The sequence below is a fragment of the Pseudobdellovibrio sp. HCB154 genome (assembly GCF_046267985.1).
In the GTDB taxonomy this organism is placed as follows: Bacteria; Bdellovibrionota; Bdellovibrionia; order Bdellovibrionales; family Bdellovibrionaceae; genus Pseudobdellovibrio.
Genome location: NZ_CP176530.1, coordinates 1,290,110 through 1,309,750 on the forward strand (window position 1 = coordinate 1,290,110; position 19,641 = coordinate 1,309,750).

19 protein-coding genes and 2 tRNA genes are annotated in these 19,641 nt (G+C 39.5%); 8 read left to right on the forward strand and 13 right to left on the reverse strand.

Features of this window, described 5'->3' with window-relative positions:
* Positions 1-86: 86 nt before the first annotated feature.
* On the reverse strand, positions 87-533 hold the full coding sequence (locus ACKWCF_RS06485) for a cupin domain-containing protein (RefSeq protein WP_409479894.1): 447 nt from the start codon (positions 531-533) through the stop codon (positions 87-89).
* Positions 534-554: 21 nt separating this feature from the next.
* A complete protein-coding gene (locus ACKWCF_RS06490) occupies positions 555-1,022 on the reverse strand; it encodes a cupin domain-containing protein (RefSeq protein ID WP_409479895.1) in 468 nt (155 codons plus the stop codon).
* A gap of 148 nt (positions 1,023-1,170) precedes the next feature.
* Between ACKWCF_RS06490 and ACKWCF_RS06495 the strand changes: the two genes are divergently transcribed.
* A complete protein-coding gene (locus ACKWCF_RS06495) occupies positions 1,171-3,555 on the forward strand; it encodes a heavy metal translocating P-type ATPase (protein WP_409479896.1) in 2,385 nt (794 codons plus the stop codon).
* A gap of 9 nt (positions 3,556-3,564) precedes the next feature.
* On the forward strand, positions 3,565-3,954 hold the full coding sequence (gene cueR / locus ACKWCF_RS06500; protein ID WP_409479897.1) for a Cu(I)-responsive transcriptional regulator: 390 nt from the start codon (positions 3,565-3,567) through the stop codon (positions 3,952-3,954).
* 30 nt (positions 3,955-3,984) lie between these two features.
* Here cueR and ACKWCF_RS06505 read toward each other — a convergent pair whose 3' ends face one another.
* The 6 genes from ACKWCF_RS06505 to ACKWCF_RS06530 form a co-directional block, all read right to left on the reverse strand.
* Complete coding sequence (locus ACKWCF_RS06505; protein WP_409479898.1) at positions 3,985-4,206, reverse strand: RNA-binding S4 domain-containing protein; 222 nt, start codon at positions 4,204-4,206, stop codon at positions 3,985-3,987.
* 59 nt (positions 4,207-4,265) lie between these two features.
* Positions 4,266-4,341 (reverse strand) — tRNA-Glu (locus ACKWCF_RS06510).
* A gap of 20 nt (positions 4,342-4,361) precedes the next feature.
* Positions 4,362-4,437, reverse strand: a tRNA-Lys gene (locus ACKWCF_RS06515).
* A gap of 159 nt (positions 4,438-4,596) precedes the next feature.
* Entirely contained in the window at positions 4,597-5,895 is a 1,299-nt protein-coding gene (locus tag ACKWCF_RS06520) for an adenylosuccinate synthase (RefSeq protein ID WP_409479899.1), read from the reverse strand.
* Between the two features lie 9 nt (positions 5,896-5,904).
* Positions 5,905-6,882 (reverse strand): hydroxyacid dehydrogenase, encoded by a 978-nt coding sequence (locus ACKWCF_RS06525; RefSeq protein ID WP_409479900.1) that lies wholly within the window; start codon positions 6,880-6,882, stop codon positions 5,905-5,907.
* Complete coding sequence (locus ACKWCF_RS06530) at positions 6,883-8,034, reverse strand: pyridoxal-phosphate-dependent aminotransferase family protein (RefSeq protein WP_409479901.1); 1,152 nt, start codon at positions 8,032-8,034, stop codon at positions 6,883-6,885.
* Positions 8,035-8,064: 30 nt separating this feature from the next.
* Here ACKWCF_RS06530 and lptE point away from each other — a divergent pair, with 30 nt between their 5' ends.
* On the forward strand, positions 8,065-8,679 hold the full coding sequence (gene lptE / locus ACKWCF_RS06535; protein ID WP_409479902.1) for an LPS assembly lipoprotein LptE: 615 nt from the start codon (positions 8,065-8,067) through the stop codon (positions 8,677-8,679).
* 29 nt (positions 8,680-8,708) lie between these two features.
* Positions 8,709-9,710 (forward strand): DNA polymerase III subunit delta, encoded by a 1,002-nt coding sequence (gene holA / locus ACKWCF_RS06540; protein ID WP_409479903.1) that lies wholly within the window; start codon positions 8,709-8,711, stop codon positions 9,708-9,710.
* A 14-nt stretch (positions 9,711-9,724) separates the two neighbouring features.
* Here holA and ACKWCF_RS06545 read toward each other — a convergent pair whose 3' ends face one another.
* Positions 9,725-11,638, reverse strand: a complete 1,914-nt coding sequence (locus ACKWCF_RS06545) for a hypothetical protein (RefSeq protein ID WP_409479904.1) — start codon at positions 11,636-11,638, stop codon at positions 9,725-9,727.
* Positions 11,639-11,925: 287 nt separating this feature from the next.
* Here ACKWCF_RS06545 and ACKWCF_RS06550 point away from each other — a divergent pair, with 287 nt between their 5' ends.
* From ACKWCF_RS06550 to ACKWCF_RS06560, 3 genes are read left to right on the forward strand one after another with little or no spacing between them, the layout of a single operon-like run.
* Positions 11,926-12,198, forward strand: a complete 273-nt coding sequence (locus ACKWCF_RS06550) for a hypothetical protein (RefSeq protein ID WP_409479905.1) — start codon at positions 11,926-11,928, stop codon at positions 12,196-12,198.
* 14 nt (positions 12,199-12,212) lie between these two features.
* Positions 12,213-14,150 carry a L,D-transpeptidase family protein gene (locus ACKWCF_RS06555; RefSeq protein ID WP_409479906.1) on the forward strand — a complete coding sequence of 646 codons (1,938 nt, stop codon included), beginning with the start codon at positions 12,213-12,215 and terminating at the stop codon, positions 14,148-14,150.
* A 2-nt stretch (positions 14,151-14,152) separates the two neighbouring features.
* Complete coding sequence (locus ACKWCF_RS06560) at positions 14,153-14,602, forward strand: HEAT repeat domain-containing protein (RefSeq protein WP_409479907.1); 450 nt, start codon at positions 14,153-14,155, stop codon at positions 14,600-14,602.
* Between the two features lie 3 nt (positions 14,603-14,605).
* Here ACKWCF_RS06560 and ACKWCF_RS06565 read toward each other — a convergent pair whose 3' ends face one another.
* Entirely contained in the window at positions 14,606-15,451 is an 846-nt protein-coding gene (locus tag ACKWCF_RS06565; RefSeq protein ID WP_409479908.1) for a TIGR02147 family protein, read from the reverse strand.
* Positions 15,452-15,724: 273 nt separating this feature from the next.
* Between ACKWCF_RS06565 and ACKWCF_RS06570 the strand changes: the two genes are divergently transcribed.
* Complete coding sequence (locus tag ACKWCF_RS06570) at positions 15,725-15,913, forward strand: hypothetical protein (RefSeq protein ID WP_409479909.1); 189 nt, start codon at positions 15,725-15,727, stop codon at positions 15,911-15,913.
* A 63-nt stretch (positions 15,914-15,976) separates the two neighbouring features.
* Here the strand turns inward: ACKWCF_RS06570 and ACKWCF_RS06575 are convergent, their stop codons facing one another.
* From ACKWCF_RS06575 to ACKWCF_RS06585, 3 genes are read right to left on the reverse strand one after another with little or no spacing between them, the layout of a single operon-like run.
* Entirely contained in the window at positions 15,977-17,140 is a 1,164-nt protein-coding gene (locus ACKWCF_RS06575; protein ID WP_409479910.1) for a bifunctional 2-methylcitrate synthase/citrate synthase, read from the reverse strand.
* Positions 17,141-17,162: 22 nt separating this feature from the next.
* Entirely contained in the window at positions 17,163-18,071 is a 909-nt protein-coding gene (gene prpB, locus ACKWCF_RS06580; RefSeq protein WP_409479911.1) for a methylisocitrate lyase, read from the reverse strand.
* Between the two features lie 11 nt (positions 18,072-18,082).
* Entirely contained in the window at positions 18,083-19,591 is a 1,509-nt protein-coding gene (locus tag ACKWCF_RS06585; protein WP_409479912.1) for an MmgE/PrpD family protein, read from the reverse strand.
* Positions 19,592-19,641 lie beyond the last annotated feature (50 nt).

Genomic DNA, 19,641 nt, shown 5'->3' on the forward strand with positions numbered 1-19,641 from the left:
TGTCGAAGGCGTAAACGATTTCACTCACATTTGTCGTTATTCATGTTCGAACAAATCGAACATGAATAACTTGTCGAATAATGGATCTACTTAGTAGAGCCAATGGTATTTTGTTTTTCAGGTACCACATCCCATTTTCCTTTGGCTTCAACCATAAGAAGACATTCAGATGGGGCTGCACACATTGTTGAGTGAGCTTGTTTATTTTTTAAAATATAAAAAGATCCTGACGGTAGACGACGTTCGACATTATCCACTGTTACAATAAGTGTTCCCGCGAGCACTGTAACAAAGGCATCGGCAGAGTGATAATGCTGTGGCACTGATACGCCAGCATTAAATTTGTGAAAAGCGTGGTGGCTGCCTTTCATCGGATCGCCTTCAACAGTGGCCATTGAAATTCCAGGAACAGGTGCTGCTTCCCATTTTAAATCTTTGGCTTCCATAAAAATGGCGTTCATTTTTTCAGATTTGGCAAAGGCTGTGGCTGCTAAACTGCTCATTAAGAGTGTCATTAAAGTAAAAAGTTTCATAATAAAATCCTTTGTTGCAGGTTACTTAGAACCAATGGTGTTTTGTTTTTCAGGTACAACATCCCATTTACCGCGAACATCTGAAAAGATAAGGCACTCAGCTCCGGCGGCACAAGCTGTAGAGTGCATTTTTTTATTTTTAAATGAGAAGTATGAGCCTGGCGGTAAGCGATGTTCAACGCCATCGGCAGTTAAAATAAATGTTCCCGCAAGCACAGTGGCGTAGTGATCGGCTGTATGGTGATGAAGTGGAGCTGTGAATCCAGCAGTAAATTTCATATAGGCATGATGGGGACCTTTCGTCGCGTCACCTTGAATGACTGAAGTTTGTAAACCAGGAAGGCCTTCAGCCGCTGTCCATTTCATGTCTTTACTTTCGATAAACACAGCCTCCGGCATTTTGTTCATTTTCATACTCATGTCTGCTTTACCTTTTCCGTAGGCTGTTGCGGCTAAGAAAGATAAAGCAATAATCATTATTTTTTTCATTTTAAGAACCTCCTTGTTTGTTTGGTGAACACTAGCAAAATGCTTCAATATGCTGGCCAAAGTTAGTGGGGTATTGTGCCCTTAAAATGGGGTATTGACATTCCAATGGTTGGAAGGATTAAGCTGTGACTATATCGAGGAGTTTAAAATGGAGTCTCACAATCACAACCATAAACACGATCATAGTAGTTGCTGTAAGAATAACAACAATCCGGATTTCAAAAAAAATCTTGTTAAAGACCCCGTGTGCGGAATGATGATTGATCCCGCAACAGCCAAAGGTGGAACCTCTGAGTTTAAGGGAGAGACTTTTCATTTTTGCAGTCCAAAATGTAAAACGAAATTTGATGCTAACCCAACGGCTTATTTAGAACCGAAAACAGAAGTTAAATCTGAAAATAAAACCCAGGCTCTCGATGTGGAATACACCTGCCCGATGCATCCCGAAGTCAGGCAGATGGGGCCGGGAAGTTGCCCGAAATGTGGTATGGCGTTAGAGCCGGTGACAATATCTTTAGATCAAGAAGAAGATAATTCTGAATACTTAGATATGAGAAAACGCTTTTGGGTAAGTACCGTTTTAAGTATTCCGCTTCTCATTTTAACTATGGGTGGGCGTCATCTTATTCAGTCAGAACATATTCATGGTTATTTGAAATGGGTTGAATTGATTCTAGCAGCTCCGGTTGTTCTTTGGGGAGGTCTACCGTTTTTCGAAAGATTTTTGCAATCGCTTAAAAATCGCAGCATGAATATGTTTACCCTGATCGGGCTTGGTGTTGGGGTAGCGTTTATCTATAGTGTTATGGCTGTGCTATTTCCTGAAGTCTTTCCCGAATCATTTCGTGATTCAATGACGGGGGAAGTAGGGCTTTATTTCGAAGCATCGGCGGTTATCGTAGCGCTTGTTTTGTTAGGGCAAGTATTAGAATTAAAAGCGCGCGGGCAAACCAGTGCGGCCATTAAAGCTTTGTTAGGTTTAGCACCCAAAACAGCGCGTAAAATTAATGATGACGGGACTGAAGTGGATATTCCTGTTGAAGATATTCATGTAGGCGATAAGTTTCGTGTAAGACCCGGAGAAAAAATTCCAGTTGATGGAAAAGTTTTATCTGGTTCATCAAGTGTCGATGAATCTATGGTTTCGGGTGAACCTGTACCCGTTGAAAAAACAGCGGGAGAAAAAGTCATCGGCGCTACTATCAACGGAACGGGATCGCTTGTGATGCAGGCTGAAAAAGTTGGAAAAGACACGCTTCTTTCACAAATTGTTCAGATGGTGGCTGAAGCGCAAAGATCACGTGCACCGATTCAAAAATTAGTAGATCAAATTGCAGCTTACTTTGTTCCGGCAGTGATTGCTGTGGCCGTTTTAACTTTTGTGATTTGGTCGGTGTGGGGACCTGATCCGAAGCTAGCCTACGCGATCTTAAATGCGGTCGCAGTATTAATTATTGCGTGTCCGTGTGCGCTGGGGTTAGCAACACCGATGTCGATTATGGTGGCCACAGGGCGCGGGGCTTCAATGGGTGTTCTTTTTAAGAACGCTGAATCTATCGAAGCGATGAGAAAAGTGGATACATTAGTAATTGATAAAACGGGAACTCTAACACTCGGAAAACCAAAGCTTGTTACAGTTAAAAAAACGGGAACTTTGACTGAAGATCAGGTTTTATCTTTGGCCGCAAGTTTAGAACAAGCCAGTGAACATCCTTTAGCAAATGCCATCGTGACCGGAGCTAAAGAAAAGAAAGTTCAACTTTCGCAAGTGACTGACTTTAAATCTTTGACCGGGAAAGGGGCTACGGCGCGCGTTGATGGTTACGACGTTGCCATTGGTAATAAAGCTCTTCTAAAAGATTTATCAATTGAACTTGGGCAAGCTGAAGAAGAGGCAAATAGACTTCGCGTTGATGGTCAGACAATCATGTATGTGGCGATTAACGGAAAACTTTCGGGATTACTGGGTGTAACTGATCCGATTAAAGAAACGACGATTCCGGCGATTGAGTCATTACGAAAAATCGGTATTAAAGTGATCATGATGACGGGTGATAACGAAACCACAGCCCAAGCTGTAGCCAACAAAGTCGGCTTAGATGGTTATTTCGCCGATGTACTTCCGCAAGGTAAAGCTGAAATCGTAAAGAAGATGCAAAGCGAACGAAAGTTTGTTGCGATGGCTGGTGATGGTATTAATGATGCTCCCGCATTAGCACAAGCGCAAGTCGGTATCGCTATGGGAACTGGAACTGATGTGGCCATGAGTAGTGCCGGAATCACTTTAGTAAAAGGTGATCTTACAGGAATTTTACGAGCGCGAGCACTCAGCGAAGGCACATTGAAAAATATTAAACAGAATCTTTTCTTTGCCTTTATTTACAATACTTTAGGTGTACCTGTTGCTGCAGGAATTTTATTTCCGTTCACAGGCTTATTGTTAAGCCCGATGATCGCAGCGGCCGCGATGAGTTTAAGTTCGGTTTCAGTTATTGGAAATGCGCTAAGATTAAAAAGAACAAAGTTGGATTAGGAGTTATCTATGAATATCGGTGCGGCAGCAAAGCTTTCTGGAGTAAATGCTAAATTAATTCGTCATTACGAATCGATAGGTATTATTCCGAAAGCCAGCCGAAGCGAGTCGGGGTATCGCACTTATTCAGAAGCTGATGTGCATATTCTTTCATTTGTAAAAAGGTCGCGCACCCTTGGTTTTTCAATGAAAGAAATTAAAAAACTTGTCAGCTTGTGGCGCAACAAAGCGCGCGCCAGCTCAGAAGTAAAAACGATGGCGACTAAACACATCACCGAGATGGAGCAAAAAATTCACGAACTGCAAGAGATGGTGAAAACACTGAGGCACTTAGCTAAGAATTGCCACGGTGATCATCGTCCGGATTGCCCGATACTCAATGATCTGGCGAACCAGTAAAACCTCGGCACTTATGTCTAATACACTTCGTTAAACTATTTTAACTGAATGATTTTTATAAACGACAACTTGGCCAGCCGTTAATTTCAAAGATTTTCTTGTTTCAACTTTTCCATCAACGCGAACTTGGCCTTCATCAATGACAGCTTTCGCTTCGCCACCGGATGCACAGAGGTTGCAGACTTTTAATAAGTTCTTTAACTCAATGTGATCGTGGCCATCTAGATTGAATTCTATTTCTTGAAGCTTCATAAGTTCCTAAAATAAAAAACCCGATTATTGCTAATCGGGTTTTAATTAATTTGAAAATTTGGCGTTCCCAAGGGGATTTGAACCCCTGTATCCTCCGTGAAAGGGAGGTGTCCTAGGCCACTAGACGATGGGAACGTACAGGTTTCGTTTTAAAGTGGTGATCCGCGATGGATTTGAACCATCGACCCCTTCATTAAAAGTGAAGTGCTCTACCAGCTGAGCTAGCGGATCATTGTTAAATCGAGATGCCAATTTCTATCAAGAACTCTGGACTGTCAAACGGATTTTTTAAAATAATTTTGATGCCCAGAAGTTGTTCAAAAGACTCAGTTTTTTGGCGAAAAATGAGTCTTTTGAGAGTGAAGGCGAGTATTAGAAACTCGCTTCAGATTAGTCTTTATACAGAGGTTTAACCCATAAAGTTTGTTCGCGGTCAGGTCCCACCGAAATAATATCGATCGGAGTACCCAATTGTTTCTGAACAAAGTTGATATAGGCGGTCGCTTTAACTGGTAAATCGCCAAGAGTCTTAACTTTTGTAAGATCTTCCTTCCAACCCGGGATAAACTCAACCACGGGCTCAAGTTGCCCCACTAATTCAGTCGATGTCGGGAACTCGTTAATGATCTCACCATTAAGCTTATAAGCCGTTACAACGCCAACTTTATCAAGAGATGAAAGAACATCTAACTTCATCATAGCTAAGCTATTAATGCCGTTTAGACGGATCGCGTATTTAAGAGCCACAAGATCTAACCAACCACAACGACGGGCACGGCCTGTTGTTGAACCGAATTCGTGACCTTCTTTTTGGATTTGGGCGCCGATTTCGTCTTTTAGCTCAGACGGGAACGGGCCTGATCCTACGCGTGTGCAGTAAGCTTTAAACACACCTACGATTTTAGAGAGGTGATGAGGACCTAAGCCTGCAGAGATCGAACCAGAACCTGCTAATGTGCTAGAGCTTGTTACGAACGGGTAAGTACCGTGGTTAATATCAAGTAAAGTACCTTGCGCACCTTCGAATAATAATTTTTTATTGTTCTTAAGCTTTTGCGAAACGAATAACGACACGTCTGTTAAACGGTATTCACGTAAAACTTCAATCGCCGGTTTAATCTGCTCTAAAACTTCTTTCGCCGATAATTCGGGAGCATCATAAAGATTTTTAAGTAAAACGTTTTTCTCTTTGATCGCAAATTCGATTTTTTCTAATAAGTTATTAGAATCAAATAGATCAGACATGATTAATGCACGACGAGAAGCGCGGTCTTCGTACGCCGGGCCAATGCCTTTACCTGTTGTTCCGATTTTACCTTCAGATAAAGCCTTTTCACGAGCTTGGTCTAAAGCTTTATGGTACGGAAGAAGCACAGTCGCATTATCAGCGATTAATAATTGTGAGGCTGTAAGCGGTAAGCCTGTTAATTTTAATTTTCTGATCTCTTCAGCTAAACCTAAAACGTCAATCACCACACCTGAAGCGATCACACATGTTTTATCTGAATGAAGAATTCCTGATGGAATTAAATGTAAAACTGTTTTTTGGCCATTCACCACAAGTGTATGACCGGCATTTGATCCACCTTGAAAGCGCACAACTGTATCTGCATGAGATGCAAATACGTCGACTAGTTTACCTTTTCCTTCATCGCCCCATTGAGCGCCAATTACAACAACTGCTGACATACTTTTCCTTTAGTCATTAAACATCATACTGCCCCAGTTATTTTGAAACGGGAGAGTATTTTGAGTTTTATTAGTTTTTAAAAATTCAATACAAAGCTGGCAAGCTTCCATCGAAGCTTTGGAAAAAGCTTCATCAGTAAGTGCGCCGATATGTTGGGTTAAAACCACTTTTTGTGATTTTAACAATTTCGATTCACGCGTCAGAGGCTCTTTAGCATAAACATCAAGGCCTGCGGCACGAACAGAGCCATCTTCTAACGCTTCATAAAGGTCATCTTCATTAACAACCGAACCACGAGACGCATTGATGATCACCACGTCTTTGTTGGTGTATTCAAAGTGTGAACGGTTCATCATGTTTTTAGTTTCTTTAGTTAACGGCACATGAAACGTGATGATATCTGATTGTTTTAATAATTCTTCGTAAGAAGAACGTTCTAAATTAAATTTTTCAAAAGCTTCATCTTCACAATACGGGTCAAACGCCACTACATTCATTCCAAAAACTTTGGCAAACGCAGCTACTTTTTGTCCGATGCGGCCAAGACCCACGATGCCTAAAGTTCGGCCGTGTAATTCAAAACCCTGAAACTTTTCGCGATCCCAAAGACCGGCTTTCATTTGTTTGTGCGATTCTAAAATCGGGCGGTGCGTGTTTAAAATTAACGCCCAAGTAAGCTCTGCCGCTGATTGGGCGTTCGCATTTGGCGTATACATCACATGAATGTTTTTTTCTTGTGTGGCCTGTAGATCGATATGATCAAAACCACTGGTGCAGGTGATGATTAATTTTAAATGCGGCGCCTGTGCTAAAAGTTCGCGCGTGATTTTAGTTTTAGATCTGATGATTAAGCCTGTCGCTTTATCTAGGTGATCGGCTAACTCATTTAAGCTTGAAAGTTTAACAACTTCAGCCAGGCCTGAGTTTTTCAACGTGACCTGCGCATCTAAGGCAAACTTTTCTGTGATCACGATGTAGGGTTTCATTTACTTGTGTTCCTTTAACCAGTTCAAAGAGCTGTCAGAAACTTTCTGTAAATCTAAGCTAAAACCAAAATCGTTTAAGCCTGCAGCCAGTCGTTCTGTTGTCTGGTGCAGATCTTGATCGGTGATGTAACCCATATGACCTAGGCGGATAATTTTACCTTTTAGTTGGTCTTGTCCACCCATCACAGTCACATTGTACGATTTTTCTAAATGTTCACGAAATTTTGCGCCATCAAATCCCGGTGGAAGTGATAGGGCTGTGACAGAGTCAGAAGGATTTTTAGAATAAACTTCTAAACCTAAAACAGAAGCCATGGCGCGGGTGTAAAATGCACGACGCTGAATCGTTTTAAATAAACCTTCAAGGCCTGTTGATTTAATATCTTTTAAAACAAAATCTAAAGCGCGAATAAGAGCCACATTAGATGAAAAGAAAGTTTCACCTTTGTCATTCGCTGCAGACTCTTTACGAATATCAAAATAATATCTTGGCGTTGGATTATCTTTAATCTTAGCCCAAGCTTTTTGTGAAAAAGAAACTAAGCTTAAACCAGTGGGTAACATAATCGCTTTTTGCGAACCAGCTACAAGCCCATCGATTTGCCATTCATCCATCGGAAGTGGCATTGCACCTAAAGCTGTAATCGCATCAACTAAAAACACAGCTTTAGTTTTTGCAACAACCGCTGCGATCTCTTTAATCGGGTGAACAGTAGCTGTTGATGTTTCGCAAGCTTGGCTCATCACGATTTCAGTGTCAGGATTTTCTTTTAAGAATTTTTCTACATCAGAAACATTAGCCGCTGATCCCCATGGAACATTCATTTTATGAACTTCAGCACCGTAAACTTCAGCCATTTCAGCCCAGCGTTCACCGAATTTTCCAGAGATAATAGCGAGCACTTTAGCTTTCGGGCGAATCACGTTAATTAATAACGCTTCCATTCCGCCAGAACCTGTTGAAGATAAAATAAAAACTTTTTCTTTAGTCACAAACAAAGTTTTTAAATCAGATAATACAGTTTTTAAAATGCTGTCGAATTCGGGTGTGCGGTGATGAATCATCGGTAACGATAATATTTTTTGCACTTCGGGATGGAGCTGTACGGGACCTGGTGCTAAAAGTAAGGATTTCGATGTATCAATTGACATGTTCGGCCTTTCCGCGGTTTGATTACATCAATGAAAACTCACTTTGTCGAAGCTTTCTATCGTAAGTTTCGTGGCCTGACGGCTGCTGTCATAATGTTTGCATTTAGCTGCTGTGTAAGCTCTTGCGCTTACAAACTTAGCAGTAAAGTAGACACTCTACCGCAAAATGTGCGCGTGATTTATACGCCTTTGTTTAAAAATGTCTCTACCGAGCCAGGTTTAGAGGTTTATTTCACGAATTCACTAAAACGCGAGTTCTTAAATTCAAAAGCTGTGCGTATGGTCGACAAAGAAGATCTATCTGACGCAGTTTTATACGGTACTGTATCAACGGTTGAAATCGTTTCTGAAGAAGGGGCGATCGAAGCTAAAGACACTAAGTTTTTGCCTAAAAATACGATTTTATCTACGACCACGAAAATTACTGTTACAGTCGACTTAAAACTTCAGCGCAAAAACTCTTCAGAAGTTTTATGGAGCAGCCAATTTAAGCAGAGTAGAAACTATACACCTCCGCAGCTGACCTTACCAGTCATTAACTCGGCAAATAACCTTTACAATCTATCAGCCCGTAGGCAGACTCTTGAGACTTTATCAGAAGAGATGATGCAGCTCGCGTTCGACCGTCTGGTAGATAATTTTTAATAGTTACGTTTACACAGTAAAAAGTTTTAATGGCGATAATTGATCAGAATAAATTTTATAAAGATTTAGAATCAGGAAATGTTTCTCCTGTTTATTTTATCTTTGGTGATGAGCCATTTCTGATCGATCAATGTGTAAACCGTTTTAAATACGGTTTGTTAGACGAAAACTCTTTTGATTTTAACTATTCGTTATTCTATGCCAGCGATGCTGATGTTCAAAGTATCAAAGATACGGTTGAAACATTACCTGTGTTTGCCCAGCGCCGTGTGGTGATTTTAAAAAACTCGCACGAGTTAAAAGAGTCTGAGTGGAACGAATTAGAATCGCTTTTTAAAAACCCTGTTGATTCAACAGTGTTTGTTTTATTTGCCGATAAAATTGATAAACGTAAAAAGCATTTTAAAAACCTGATTGATACGTCTTCAGCTTTAGAGTTTAAAAAGCCTTACGATAATGAAATTCCTCGCTGGATTAATTACTATGCTTCTCAGTATGAATTAAAACTAACTCAAGGTGCAGTTCATAGATTGCACCGTTTAGTGGGTAATAACTTATCTGAAATCTACGCACAGTTAGAAAAAATCAAAGTTTACTTAGATGGTGCAGCAACTGTTGATGTTGAACACGTTAACGCTGTCGTTTCTAACAGCCGTGAAGAAAGTGTTTTTGATTTTACTAAAGCTGTAGGCCAAAAAGACCGCGTGCGTGCTTTAGAGCAAATCGTAAGTCTTTTAGATCAAGGCCAAAACGAAATCGGTATTGTTAATTTATTAGCCCGCCATATGCGTATCTTACTTACTGTAAGAACGGGGATGGATCAGGGCATTGGTGGAGCAAAGCTTGCGAACCTAGCGAATGTTTCTCCGTATTTTATTGAAGAATACTGTGCACAAGCTAAAGGGTGGCCGGTAAGAAAACTTGAAGAGTCGTTAGTTTTATTAGGTGAAACTGACAAGGCTTTAAAATCTTCGCCGTTATCTTCACATATTTGGCTTGAAAATATGGTTCTCAAGTCTTGTTCTATGTAACAACAGATAAAAAGTTATTGTTGTTTACCATAATGGACTTCAGCATGATCTAGATATTTGGTACTTAAAGTAACTGACTTGCCGACGTTGTGTTCTTGGATTTTAACAACTAAGATTACCTTTTCTAAGTATGTTTCGATATAAATTCCTATAACATCACCTTCATTGAAGTTTACTTTGTTGCTGAATTGACCTTTTTTATTAGTAATATCATTTAGTGTAATACTATTAATATCCACTGTTTTACCAAAATTAAAAAACCCGTTTTCTTGTGGATAAATTAAATTATCGATAGATAAACTATCTAGTCCATTCATTGTTTTAAATGAAATTAGGTCATCTTCCAGATTCAGTACATAAGGATTAAGCTGATTCACTCTGTTAAGTGCCGTAACCGGAGTTGGAGTTTCGAGCTTTTGAATTTGATCTGGCGGCGACGGTGTCGGAATCCATTTTTGAAATTTCTCTGGTTTACTAACAGAGATACGACGAAACTTTAATCTAACCCATTTGCCATCTTTATCCATATCAAGAACGTGTATTGCACCAAATACGGATCTCGCATTAGGGCCATTTTCGTGATGATAAACTCCGTAAGTCTTGCCTACTTCAACTATGACTCCACACTTTGTTTCATCATATAGATTTGGGTCTGGAAAATCTGATTTTTGTATACTTGAGAGGCTTTTGAAATCAAAAGTAATTACGTCTCCTACAGCTAATATTTCATTAGTGCCTTGAAAAGTTGGTCCGTCACAAGCTTTATTGAAGGTAAAATCCCAACTGTTTTGAACAATAAAATTATTTCCACTATTTGAATATTGAAAATTGAAACTAGCGTAGTATTTATTATTTGAATTATCGTGATTGTAAAGCGTGACTTCGCCTTCGGCTAAAGGCATTTCATTTTCAATGGTATTTTTATTTATAATATTTACCTGATTTTTAAGAACCTCGGGCTCGACCGAAACCAAGACTTGGTAGGTTACAGTTAGTGTATTGTTAGTTAAGCTACCAGTTTGCATTTTTATGATTAGATCTTCGTAAGGCCAATTTACTGCTCTAATCAAGTAGATATAGTCTTGCTTTACTTTAATTGAATTCTGATCAGCAGATTGGTCTTTTGGTGTGAAAGCTGAGTAAATTTCTTGAATTGCAGTTTTACTTTGAGGAGCAAGTAAATATTCTCCATCGATTCTAATCGAATCAAATGCAATATCTTTAGCTGATCCAATTTCAATTATTCGACCGTCATTGACCCATAAGTATTGGCTATTACCTTTTATATCAAATCCAAAACAATCACCTAATTGAGCAAAGTTGGTATAACATTGCCCTGAAAAGGAATATCCATTAAACCCTATTCCAATTTCAAATGTTTTTATTGAGGAGCCCTTTACAGCTACGCCTTTGTATTTCAAACGCACAGTCGAAATAATATCTTCACCTTCAGTAAAACCATTACTTAAGTTATTCAACTTGCTTGTAATGTGGACAAAATCTTTAAGTTCTGAGACTAAATAAATATCTGATTCTTTTTCTTTGGCCGAATTTTTAAGTTCTGCTCTAACGCCTTTAAGACCGTTGATTTCGATCATTTCATAATTACGATCCGGATACTTTGTTTTTAAATAGTTTTGTAGCGCTATTTGAGTAGGGGCAACTAAATTTATTATATCTGAGCGACGAGCTTGGATTGTTGAAGAACCTGCGTTTGTTAAAATTAACGATTTCTCAAGTAGAGTAGCCTTCCAAGTATTTGGGTAAGTCACAGTTGCATGGGTCATTGGAATTGCCGAACTGGAACTCATATTCCCAACATCAACACCGCCTTGCACATTTACAGTATGGGGGTCATTTGTATTGCCGGTATTATTTGAACACGCAAAAATAAAAAAGCAAGTTAGCGCTAAAAAGTAGAATTTCATTTGCTCTCCATTTTCAAAGTGTCAATTGACTAAACAGAGCCGTAATGAGTTACTCGAGAAATCATCTAAAGCAATTTAATTAGATCTGTCGTCGTTTTTATTTATTTATACGAGATTAATGCAATTTATGGGTCTTACTTCGAACCCTAGAAACAACAAAGACATTTAGTGCTCGCAAAAACTGTCGCTGTGTAAATCCTTTGAATAGTTTTTAACCGTTAAAACCAACCTATTCGTTTATAGGGTGGAATTGGAATCGCTATGAGACACCTTGGAAGAGGTGTTTTATGAAGTTTAAACGTGTCCTAGCAGCTTTAACAGTATTATTAGCTACCCTGGCTTTTCACATCGAAGCCTCGGCGACTTACTCTAAAACATTTCGCGGCCAAGTGATTGAAGTTAACCAAGACGAAGAAGGTTCTTCAATTGTTTTAAAAACAGCAAATGGTACGCAATCAATTTATGCCCCTCGTTCGCGTGCGAACGAGATTATCGTAGAGCGTGCGATTAAAGCCCGTGAGATGAAAACATCTTTTTCTATTTCAACTGAGAATCTGTAAAGAAGGACACTTGTATGAAATTAAATAAATTTGCCCCTTTTATCTTAGGAATGATGTTTACGGCGCCGGCGTTTTCGCAAGTTAATCCAGCTATTGCAGCTGCTCCGATGAATGTTGTCGCGCCTCCTGTATCTGCGATCGCGACTCCGCTAGCGAGTGAGACTTTAGTTTTACGTTCGCAAGGTGCTTTAATTCAAAATGAATATTTAAATAAAATTAACCAACTTTTAATTTTAGCTGATGCTGAAGGTATGCAACGTGATTGGTTTGTTGATGACCAAGTTGCTGCGACATTAAATTACCAAGCTCAAATGAATGACAAGAATGAATTACGTAAAACAGCTTACAACGTAGTTTACAAAATGATGATCGCTTTAAACCGTGGTTATATTCAGCCTGAAAAATTAGGCGATAAAACTTTAGTTAGTATTGATAAAATTAAAGGTTCGGCAAAAGGTTTACCAGCTTTAATTCAAAAAGAATTATTCCGTTTTGAAAAAGGCGAGATCACGGGCGAGCAATTATTTGCAACATTCCGTCCTAAAAATGCAAGTTACACAAGACTTCTAGAGTTATACCGTCGAGTTACGACAGCCTATAAAAAAGGTGAAATTTCAGACTCAGATGTACCGGTAAATAGATCAGTTATTAAACGCGGTTCAAAAGACGCCATTGCCATTAAATTTGCTCGTAAACGTTTAGCTTTATTTGGCTATAAGAAAAAAGTACAGATTGATCCGGCTTCTACTTTTACTCCAGAAGCTCAAGAGATCAATGATTACAACAGATTTATCAATGATCCGAATTATACTGATGAATTACAAATTGCGATTGAAGAGCTACAAGACAACAATCTTTTAGGTCGTGACGGTGTGATCGGTAAAGACAGTTATGGTTTGTTGACGACGCCTATCGAACAAATCATTACGCGTATCAAACTTAATTTGGATCGTTCACGCTGGTTACCTGACAATTTAACATCCGAGTATGTTCACGTAAACTTAGCAGCGCAACGTTTTTTCTATTATAAAAATAATCAGATTGCTTTGACGTTTAAAACAATCAATGGTGCTAAAGAACGTCCAACACCAATTTTAACAAGTAAAATTACAACGATGATTTTAAATCCAACTTGGACTGTGGCTCCAACACCTTATTTTAAAGATAAAACAAAAATGTTTTCTGGTTGGGGTGGTTTTGCAGATGTAACTGAAAAACGTTACACATTCATCGTTGAGAACATGAAGATCATTGCTGATTACAACGCTCGTCATATGGCGATGACTGGTCAGGAATATCCGTTTATGGATGTTATGAGAAGATTTACAAACCCAGTAGATAATACGATTACTGCGACTCAAGAAAACTGGCCAGCATTTATGAAGCTTTTCCAAGATGAGAAAGCCAGATTTGAACTGATTCCAGGTCAAAGACCGGATAAAGTAGCCCGCGCTTTGCGTATCGTCCAGCGCCCAGGTGGGGAACAAAATGCTTTAGGTTGGATTAAGTTCCCATTAAATGGAACAAATAGCATCTATATGCACGACACAAATCAAAGAGAGTTATTTGCAAACCGTGACCGTCTATTAAGTTCTGGTTGTGTTCGTATGGAAAAACCGTGGGAGTTAGCGATCATGTTACTTGGTGCTACACACGATCCATTAACTGATGAGTATTCTGGTGCAACGATTGACCCTTTAACTAATATGCCTTACACAATTCAGTCTTTACATGACAGAACTCTTAATCGTATGCCTATCGCTGATAGGCCAGATCCAAATCTTGATTTAGGTCGTTCGGTTCCGGTTTACTTCTTATACGATACGGCCCACATCAATGACGTCGGTCAGTTAACTTTAGTTAAAGATAACTACGGTGTTGATTTGGACATGTATAAATTAATGATGGGTATTCCGTTAGTAGCTCAAACTGCAGGTCCAGCGGGAGAATAATTGTGAAAAATATTTTAATCGCTTTTCTCTTTGTCAGTAGTACGTGTGTAGCAAACGCCAACGATCTTGAGATGAACGTTAATTCTGAGTTGGCTAAAGTAGAAAGTGAATTAGACGCTTGTAAAGTTGTGATTTCAACGAACAAGCTCATCGGCATGGGTGATGCGGCTGTGGCTTCGTTATCTAAAGCCTTATCTAGTGAAACTGTCGGTAATCAATCAAAGTGGAGTGCGGCTATGGCATTAGGCCATATCGGTAATGCTCGCGCCGTTTCTGCTTTGGAGACTACGGTTAAATCAACTTCAGATTCTTGGCTAAAGATGTTAGCACAAGATTCTATTTCGATGATCAAAGGTGAAATCCCACGCGCCGGTAAAGTTTATGTTTACGCTTTCGGTGTAAAGAAAACGAAAGTGGATTGCGAGTCGGGTAAGATCGAAATTATTCCTTAATAATTATTTCGGCTTCGATGCCGTCAGCGAAAAGAGCTGGATATTTAATTGGTAAACTTCTTCGGCGTCGCTGTAAGAGCTGGCCAGTTGATTAATTTCTTTTCTGAAAGCGCGAATTTTTTCTTTTATTTCTGGAAGTCTGTCTTTGGGTATAGTGATCGTGGCGCCATTCATTTCGCGTTCTGTTTGGGGGCTTTTTTTTAAGGCCTCAAAGGCTAATCGAATCATGGATTGATGGTATTCAAATACAGCCATGGATCTGGTGTCGTCGGCCACAGTTAGGGCGCCAGACACTTGTTTTAATCCTTTAGCCGGATCTGGTTCGATCATATTTAGCTTGAGGAGTTTATCTATAGTCTCTTTGACTTGCGAGGCTGTTATTTTATCACCAAGTCTGCGGCTGATCCATTCCGGATCAGGTTTAAAATCTTTTAAATCGATCATGACGTAGATCGCAACGCAGTACCATTGCGACAAAAAATCAAATTTATCTTTTTCTAATTTGTATAATCCTGAAGTGGCCGCTTTCATCGAAATAATTTCGCCGAAATACTGTGCTTTTTGTGGCAGCTCATCGGCCTGTGTGTACAGTACCAACCATTCAAAATATTTTTTCTCTTTGGCTGATAGTTTTAAGCCTTCAGCAAACTTGGCAATAGTTTTAATCGATAAATTTCTTTCGCCTTTGATAATCATTAAAAGATGTGACGGTGAGCTTAAGCCTGCTTGACGGGCGAAAACCCTGTGGCTGTACCCAGGGTTATTGGCTTTTTTATGAGTGTAGTAATCCGCCAGAAATTTTCTGTAATCAGTATATTCGAAAATGTTAGTCGGATCATTTGTTGTCACTTAAAACGCCTTTAAATAAGGTGTATTTTTCTGTCTCTATTAGTTTACTACAAAACTGGCCATTTGTACTCAAATATAAAAAATACTCTATGAATTAATATAAAAAGTGTACAGATATGACTTATAACATATTGAAATTATTTAATTAAAACGATCAGTCTTATATATCAATGTACACAAAAGTATACAAAGCGTACTCACAAAATTGGCTTACTTTGAGCCGGAAGGTTAACTTTTCCTCACGCAAAAGATCACTAAAAAGAGGAAAGTTATATGAAAAAAAAGAGCTTAAAAAACATTTATACAGTTTTGTTTATCGCCCTTATCATCTTATTAGGCTGCTCTACTGTACATACTGCCGAAGTCATCGAAACGAAAAAAGTTGCAACCGTAAAAATTAAAGCGAAGGGTAAATTTAAATCCCAATCTGTTCGTAGCCATATTTCAGCTGCAGCCCTGTAAAAAACAAAAAAGCCAAGGCTAATAACCTTGGCTTTTTTGTTTTTCAACTTGTGCCGTTAACGACTATCTTTCAGATAGAGGTTTAACGTTACGTTGAGGAGCACCGATGTACTCAGATAATGGACGGATGATACGGTTATTTGCCGTTTGTTCCATGATGTGAGCTGACCAACCCGTTGTACGAGCCATTACGAAGATCGGGGTAAAGAAATCGATTTCAAAACCCATCATGTAGTAAGCAGGACCAGCCGGGAAGTCTAAGTTAGGGTAGATTTTCTTTTTCTCTACCATTACTTTTTCTAAAGACGCATACATTTGCATCCATTTTTGTTCGCCAGTTACGTCAGCCATAACTTGCGCGTATTTTTTCATTGTAGGAACGCGTGAATCACCAGATTTGTAAACGCGGTGACCAAAGCCCATAACTTTACGTTTGTTAGCTAAAGCATCTAACATCCACTGTTCAGCTTTAGCTGGATCAGCGATTTCGATCATCATGTGCATAACCATTTCATTCGCACCACCGTGTAAAGGTCCTTTTAAAGCACCGATACCAGCCGTAGTAGCCGAGTAAATGTCAGATTGAGTTGATGTAACAACGCGAGAAGTGAAAGTAGAAGCGTTGAAAGAGTGCTCAGCGTATAAAATTAAAGAGACGTCGAAAGCTTTAACCACTTTTGCATCTGGTACTTTACCAAAGCACATGTGGAAGAAGTTTTCAGCGATTGATAAAGAAGGGTTTGGAGCAATAAAGTCTAAACCTTTTTTGAAACGGTAATCAGCAGCAACCATAGTTGGGATTTTAGCTAATAAACGGATCGCTTTATCCATGTTAACAGCAGGAGATGCATCCCAGATTCTTTCGTCTTCACAACCTAAGAAAGAAACACCAGTGCGGATAGAATCCATCGGGTGGCACTTTTTTGGTAATGCTTTGATAACATTTAAATTGTCTTTAGAGATATCACGTAATGATTTTTCTTTAGCAGAGAACTCAGCTAATTGAGCTTTGTTCGGAAGTTCGCCATTATACATTAAGTAAGCTACTTCTTCGAAAGAGCAGTTTTCAGCTAAATCTTGTACTGGGTAACCACGGTAAACTAAAGAGTTCGTTTCAGCATTTACTTTAGATACTGATGAAGTATCCATTACAACGCCTTCAAGACCTTTTTTAACGTTCATTTTTTCTGGTTCAGCTACGTAATCGGGATTGATATATTCAGCCATGGTTCCTTTTCTCTCTTTCTTCTTATTGATTGTTATTTAATTTAAAATTGAAAATTGATTGGTCAAACGAGTTGTAGGCTTCGTAGTTTGTAAGATCATACAATTGCTGACGAGTTTGCATTAAAGGTACGGCTTGTTCTTGCGATCCAGTTGATTTGATAATGTCTAAGCCTTTTTCAGTGTTACCCATAGCTAAACGTAAAGTTGTAACAGGGTAGATCACTAAGTTGTAACCTAGGTTTTCTAATTCAGTCTTAGAGTATAATTTACCTTTACCGAATTCAGTCATGTTCGCAAGTAATGGAACAGAAATCGCTTTTCTCATCGCTTCGAATTCTTTTTCGTTCTGCATAGCTTCTGGAAAGATCATCTCAGCACCGGCATCAACGTAAGCTTTAGCGCGATCGATAGCTTTATCTAAACCTTCTGAAGCACGTGAATCTGTACGGGCGATAATTAAGAAATTAGGATCAAGTTTTTTACCGTTTACCGCAGCTTTGATTTTTTTAATCATTTGCGAAGACTCAACAACAGATTTGTTGTCTAAGTGGCCACAGCGTTTTGGGTTTTCTTGATCTTCAAGATGGCAACCCGCAAGACCCATTTCAATAAATTCTTGAATCGTGCGAGTGACATTCATTGGTTCGCCCCAACCTGTATCAGCATCAATGATTGATGGTAATTTAGTTGTGCGGGCGATTTGACGACCACGGTTTGCTACTTCAGTTAAAGTAGTCAAACCGATGTCTGGGTAACCTAAGTCATTCGATAAAACAGATCCTGAGATGTAAACACCATCAAAACCTTTTTGTTCAATCATCATACTCACCAGCGGAGAAAACGATCCCGGAAACTGTAAAAGTTTTCCAGTTTTTAGTTGATCACGAAAATTTTTTCTTTTTTCAGCCGCTGTAAGAGTAGGAAACATCATATCGTTAGTCCTTAGAAGATACCTTTTTGGTCGCGTTTATTGTTGATCATTTTATCGATCGGGATTTGTACGTTTAACTGTTGAACTTCAGCCGCAGTTAACTCTGGTAAGCGCTCACATAAAGAGATGAAACGGTTACGTTCTTCTTTAGTAATGATATCAGAAGTTAAGATGTCAAACTTACGGATGTAATCAGCACGTTTGAACGGTTTAGCACCAGCTGGATGCGCGTTAGCAACACCTAATTCATCAACGATTTTTGTGCCGTCGTTCATAGTGATTTCTACACGGCCACCGAACATTTTTTTATTCGGATCTTGGTCATGGTAAGCAGCAGTCCATTTAGGATCTTCAAGCGTAGAAATTTTGTGCCATAAACGAACAGTGTCAGCACGTTGAGCGCGCTCTGGCGTGTATGAATCAACGTGGTGCCAAGTACCATCTTGTAAAGCTACTGCGAAGATGTACATGATCGAGTGATCTAAAGTTTCGCGAGAAGCTTTAGGATCCATTTTTTGTGGATCGTTGGCGCCAGTACCGATTACGTAGTGCGTGTGGTGAGACGTGTGGATCACAACTGATTTAACATCATCAAAGTTAGAAATTTTTGCTTTCATGCGAGAAGCTAAATCGATTAACGCTTGTGATTGGTATTCAGCAGAGTGTTCTTTAGTGTAAGTTTCTAAGATCGCGCGTTTTTCTTCGCCAACTTCTGGAAGTGGAACAACGTATTTACCATCTTTACCATCTAAGCAGTAAGCGATAACTGAATCTTCACCTTCGTAAATCGGAGATGGAGCGCCTTCGCCGCGCATAGTACGATCGACTGCTTCGATAGCTAATTTACCAGCGTGAGCAGGAGCGTAAGCTTTCCAAGAAGAGATTTCGCCTTTACGAGATTGGCGAGTAGTGAAAGAAACGTGAACCGCTTGTTGAATAGCTTGGAAAACGTTTTCAGTTGGTAAACCTAAAAGTGTACCGATACCACCTGCAGCAGCAGGGCATAAGTGAGCAATATGATCTTTTTTATGTTTGTGTAAGCAGATACCTTTAACAAGGTCTACGTGTAATTCGTAAGCGGCAACGATACCTTTTAATAATTCTTTACCGTTTTTACCAGTTTGTTGAGCTACTGCTAAGATTGGTGGAATGTTGTCAGCAGGGTGAGAGTAATCAGCTGCTAAGAAAGTATCATGGTAATCTAATTCACGAACCGCAGTTCCGTTAGCCCATGCAGCCCATTCACAAGAAAATTTTTGGTCATTCGGCATACCGAATACAGTAGCACCACCAGCGCGTGGGTGAGCTAAAGCCATTGCACGAGCTGAAGCTACCGGGTGGCGGTTAGCTGAAGCAATTGCAACTGAAGCATTGTCGATAATACGGTTAATAACCATGTCGATAACGTCTTCTTTGATGGGAGCGTTATCAGTGCAGATTTCAGCCATTTTCCAAGCCAGTTGGTCACGGCGTTCGATTTTTTCTTTAGACGGGTAAACACGTACAGTGTGTTGACGCATAGGGGTTGTCTCCTGTTAGTTTTCGTTCTTATAACAACCCTGAAAACGTA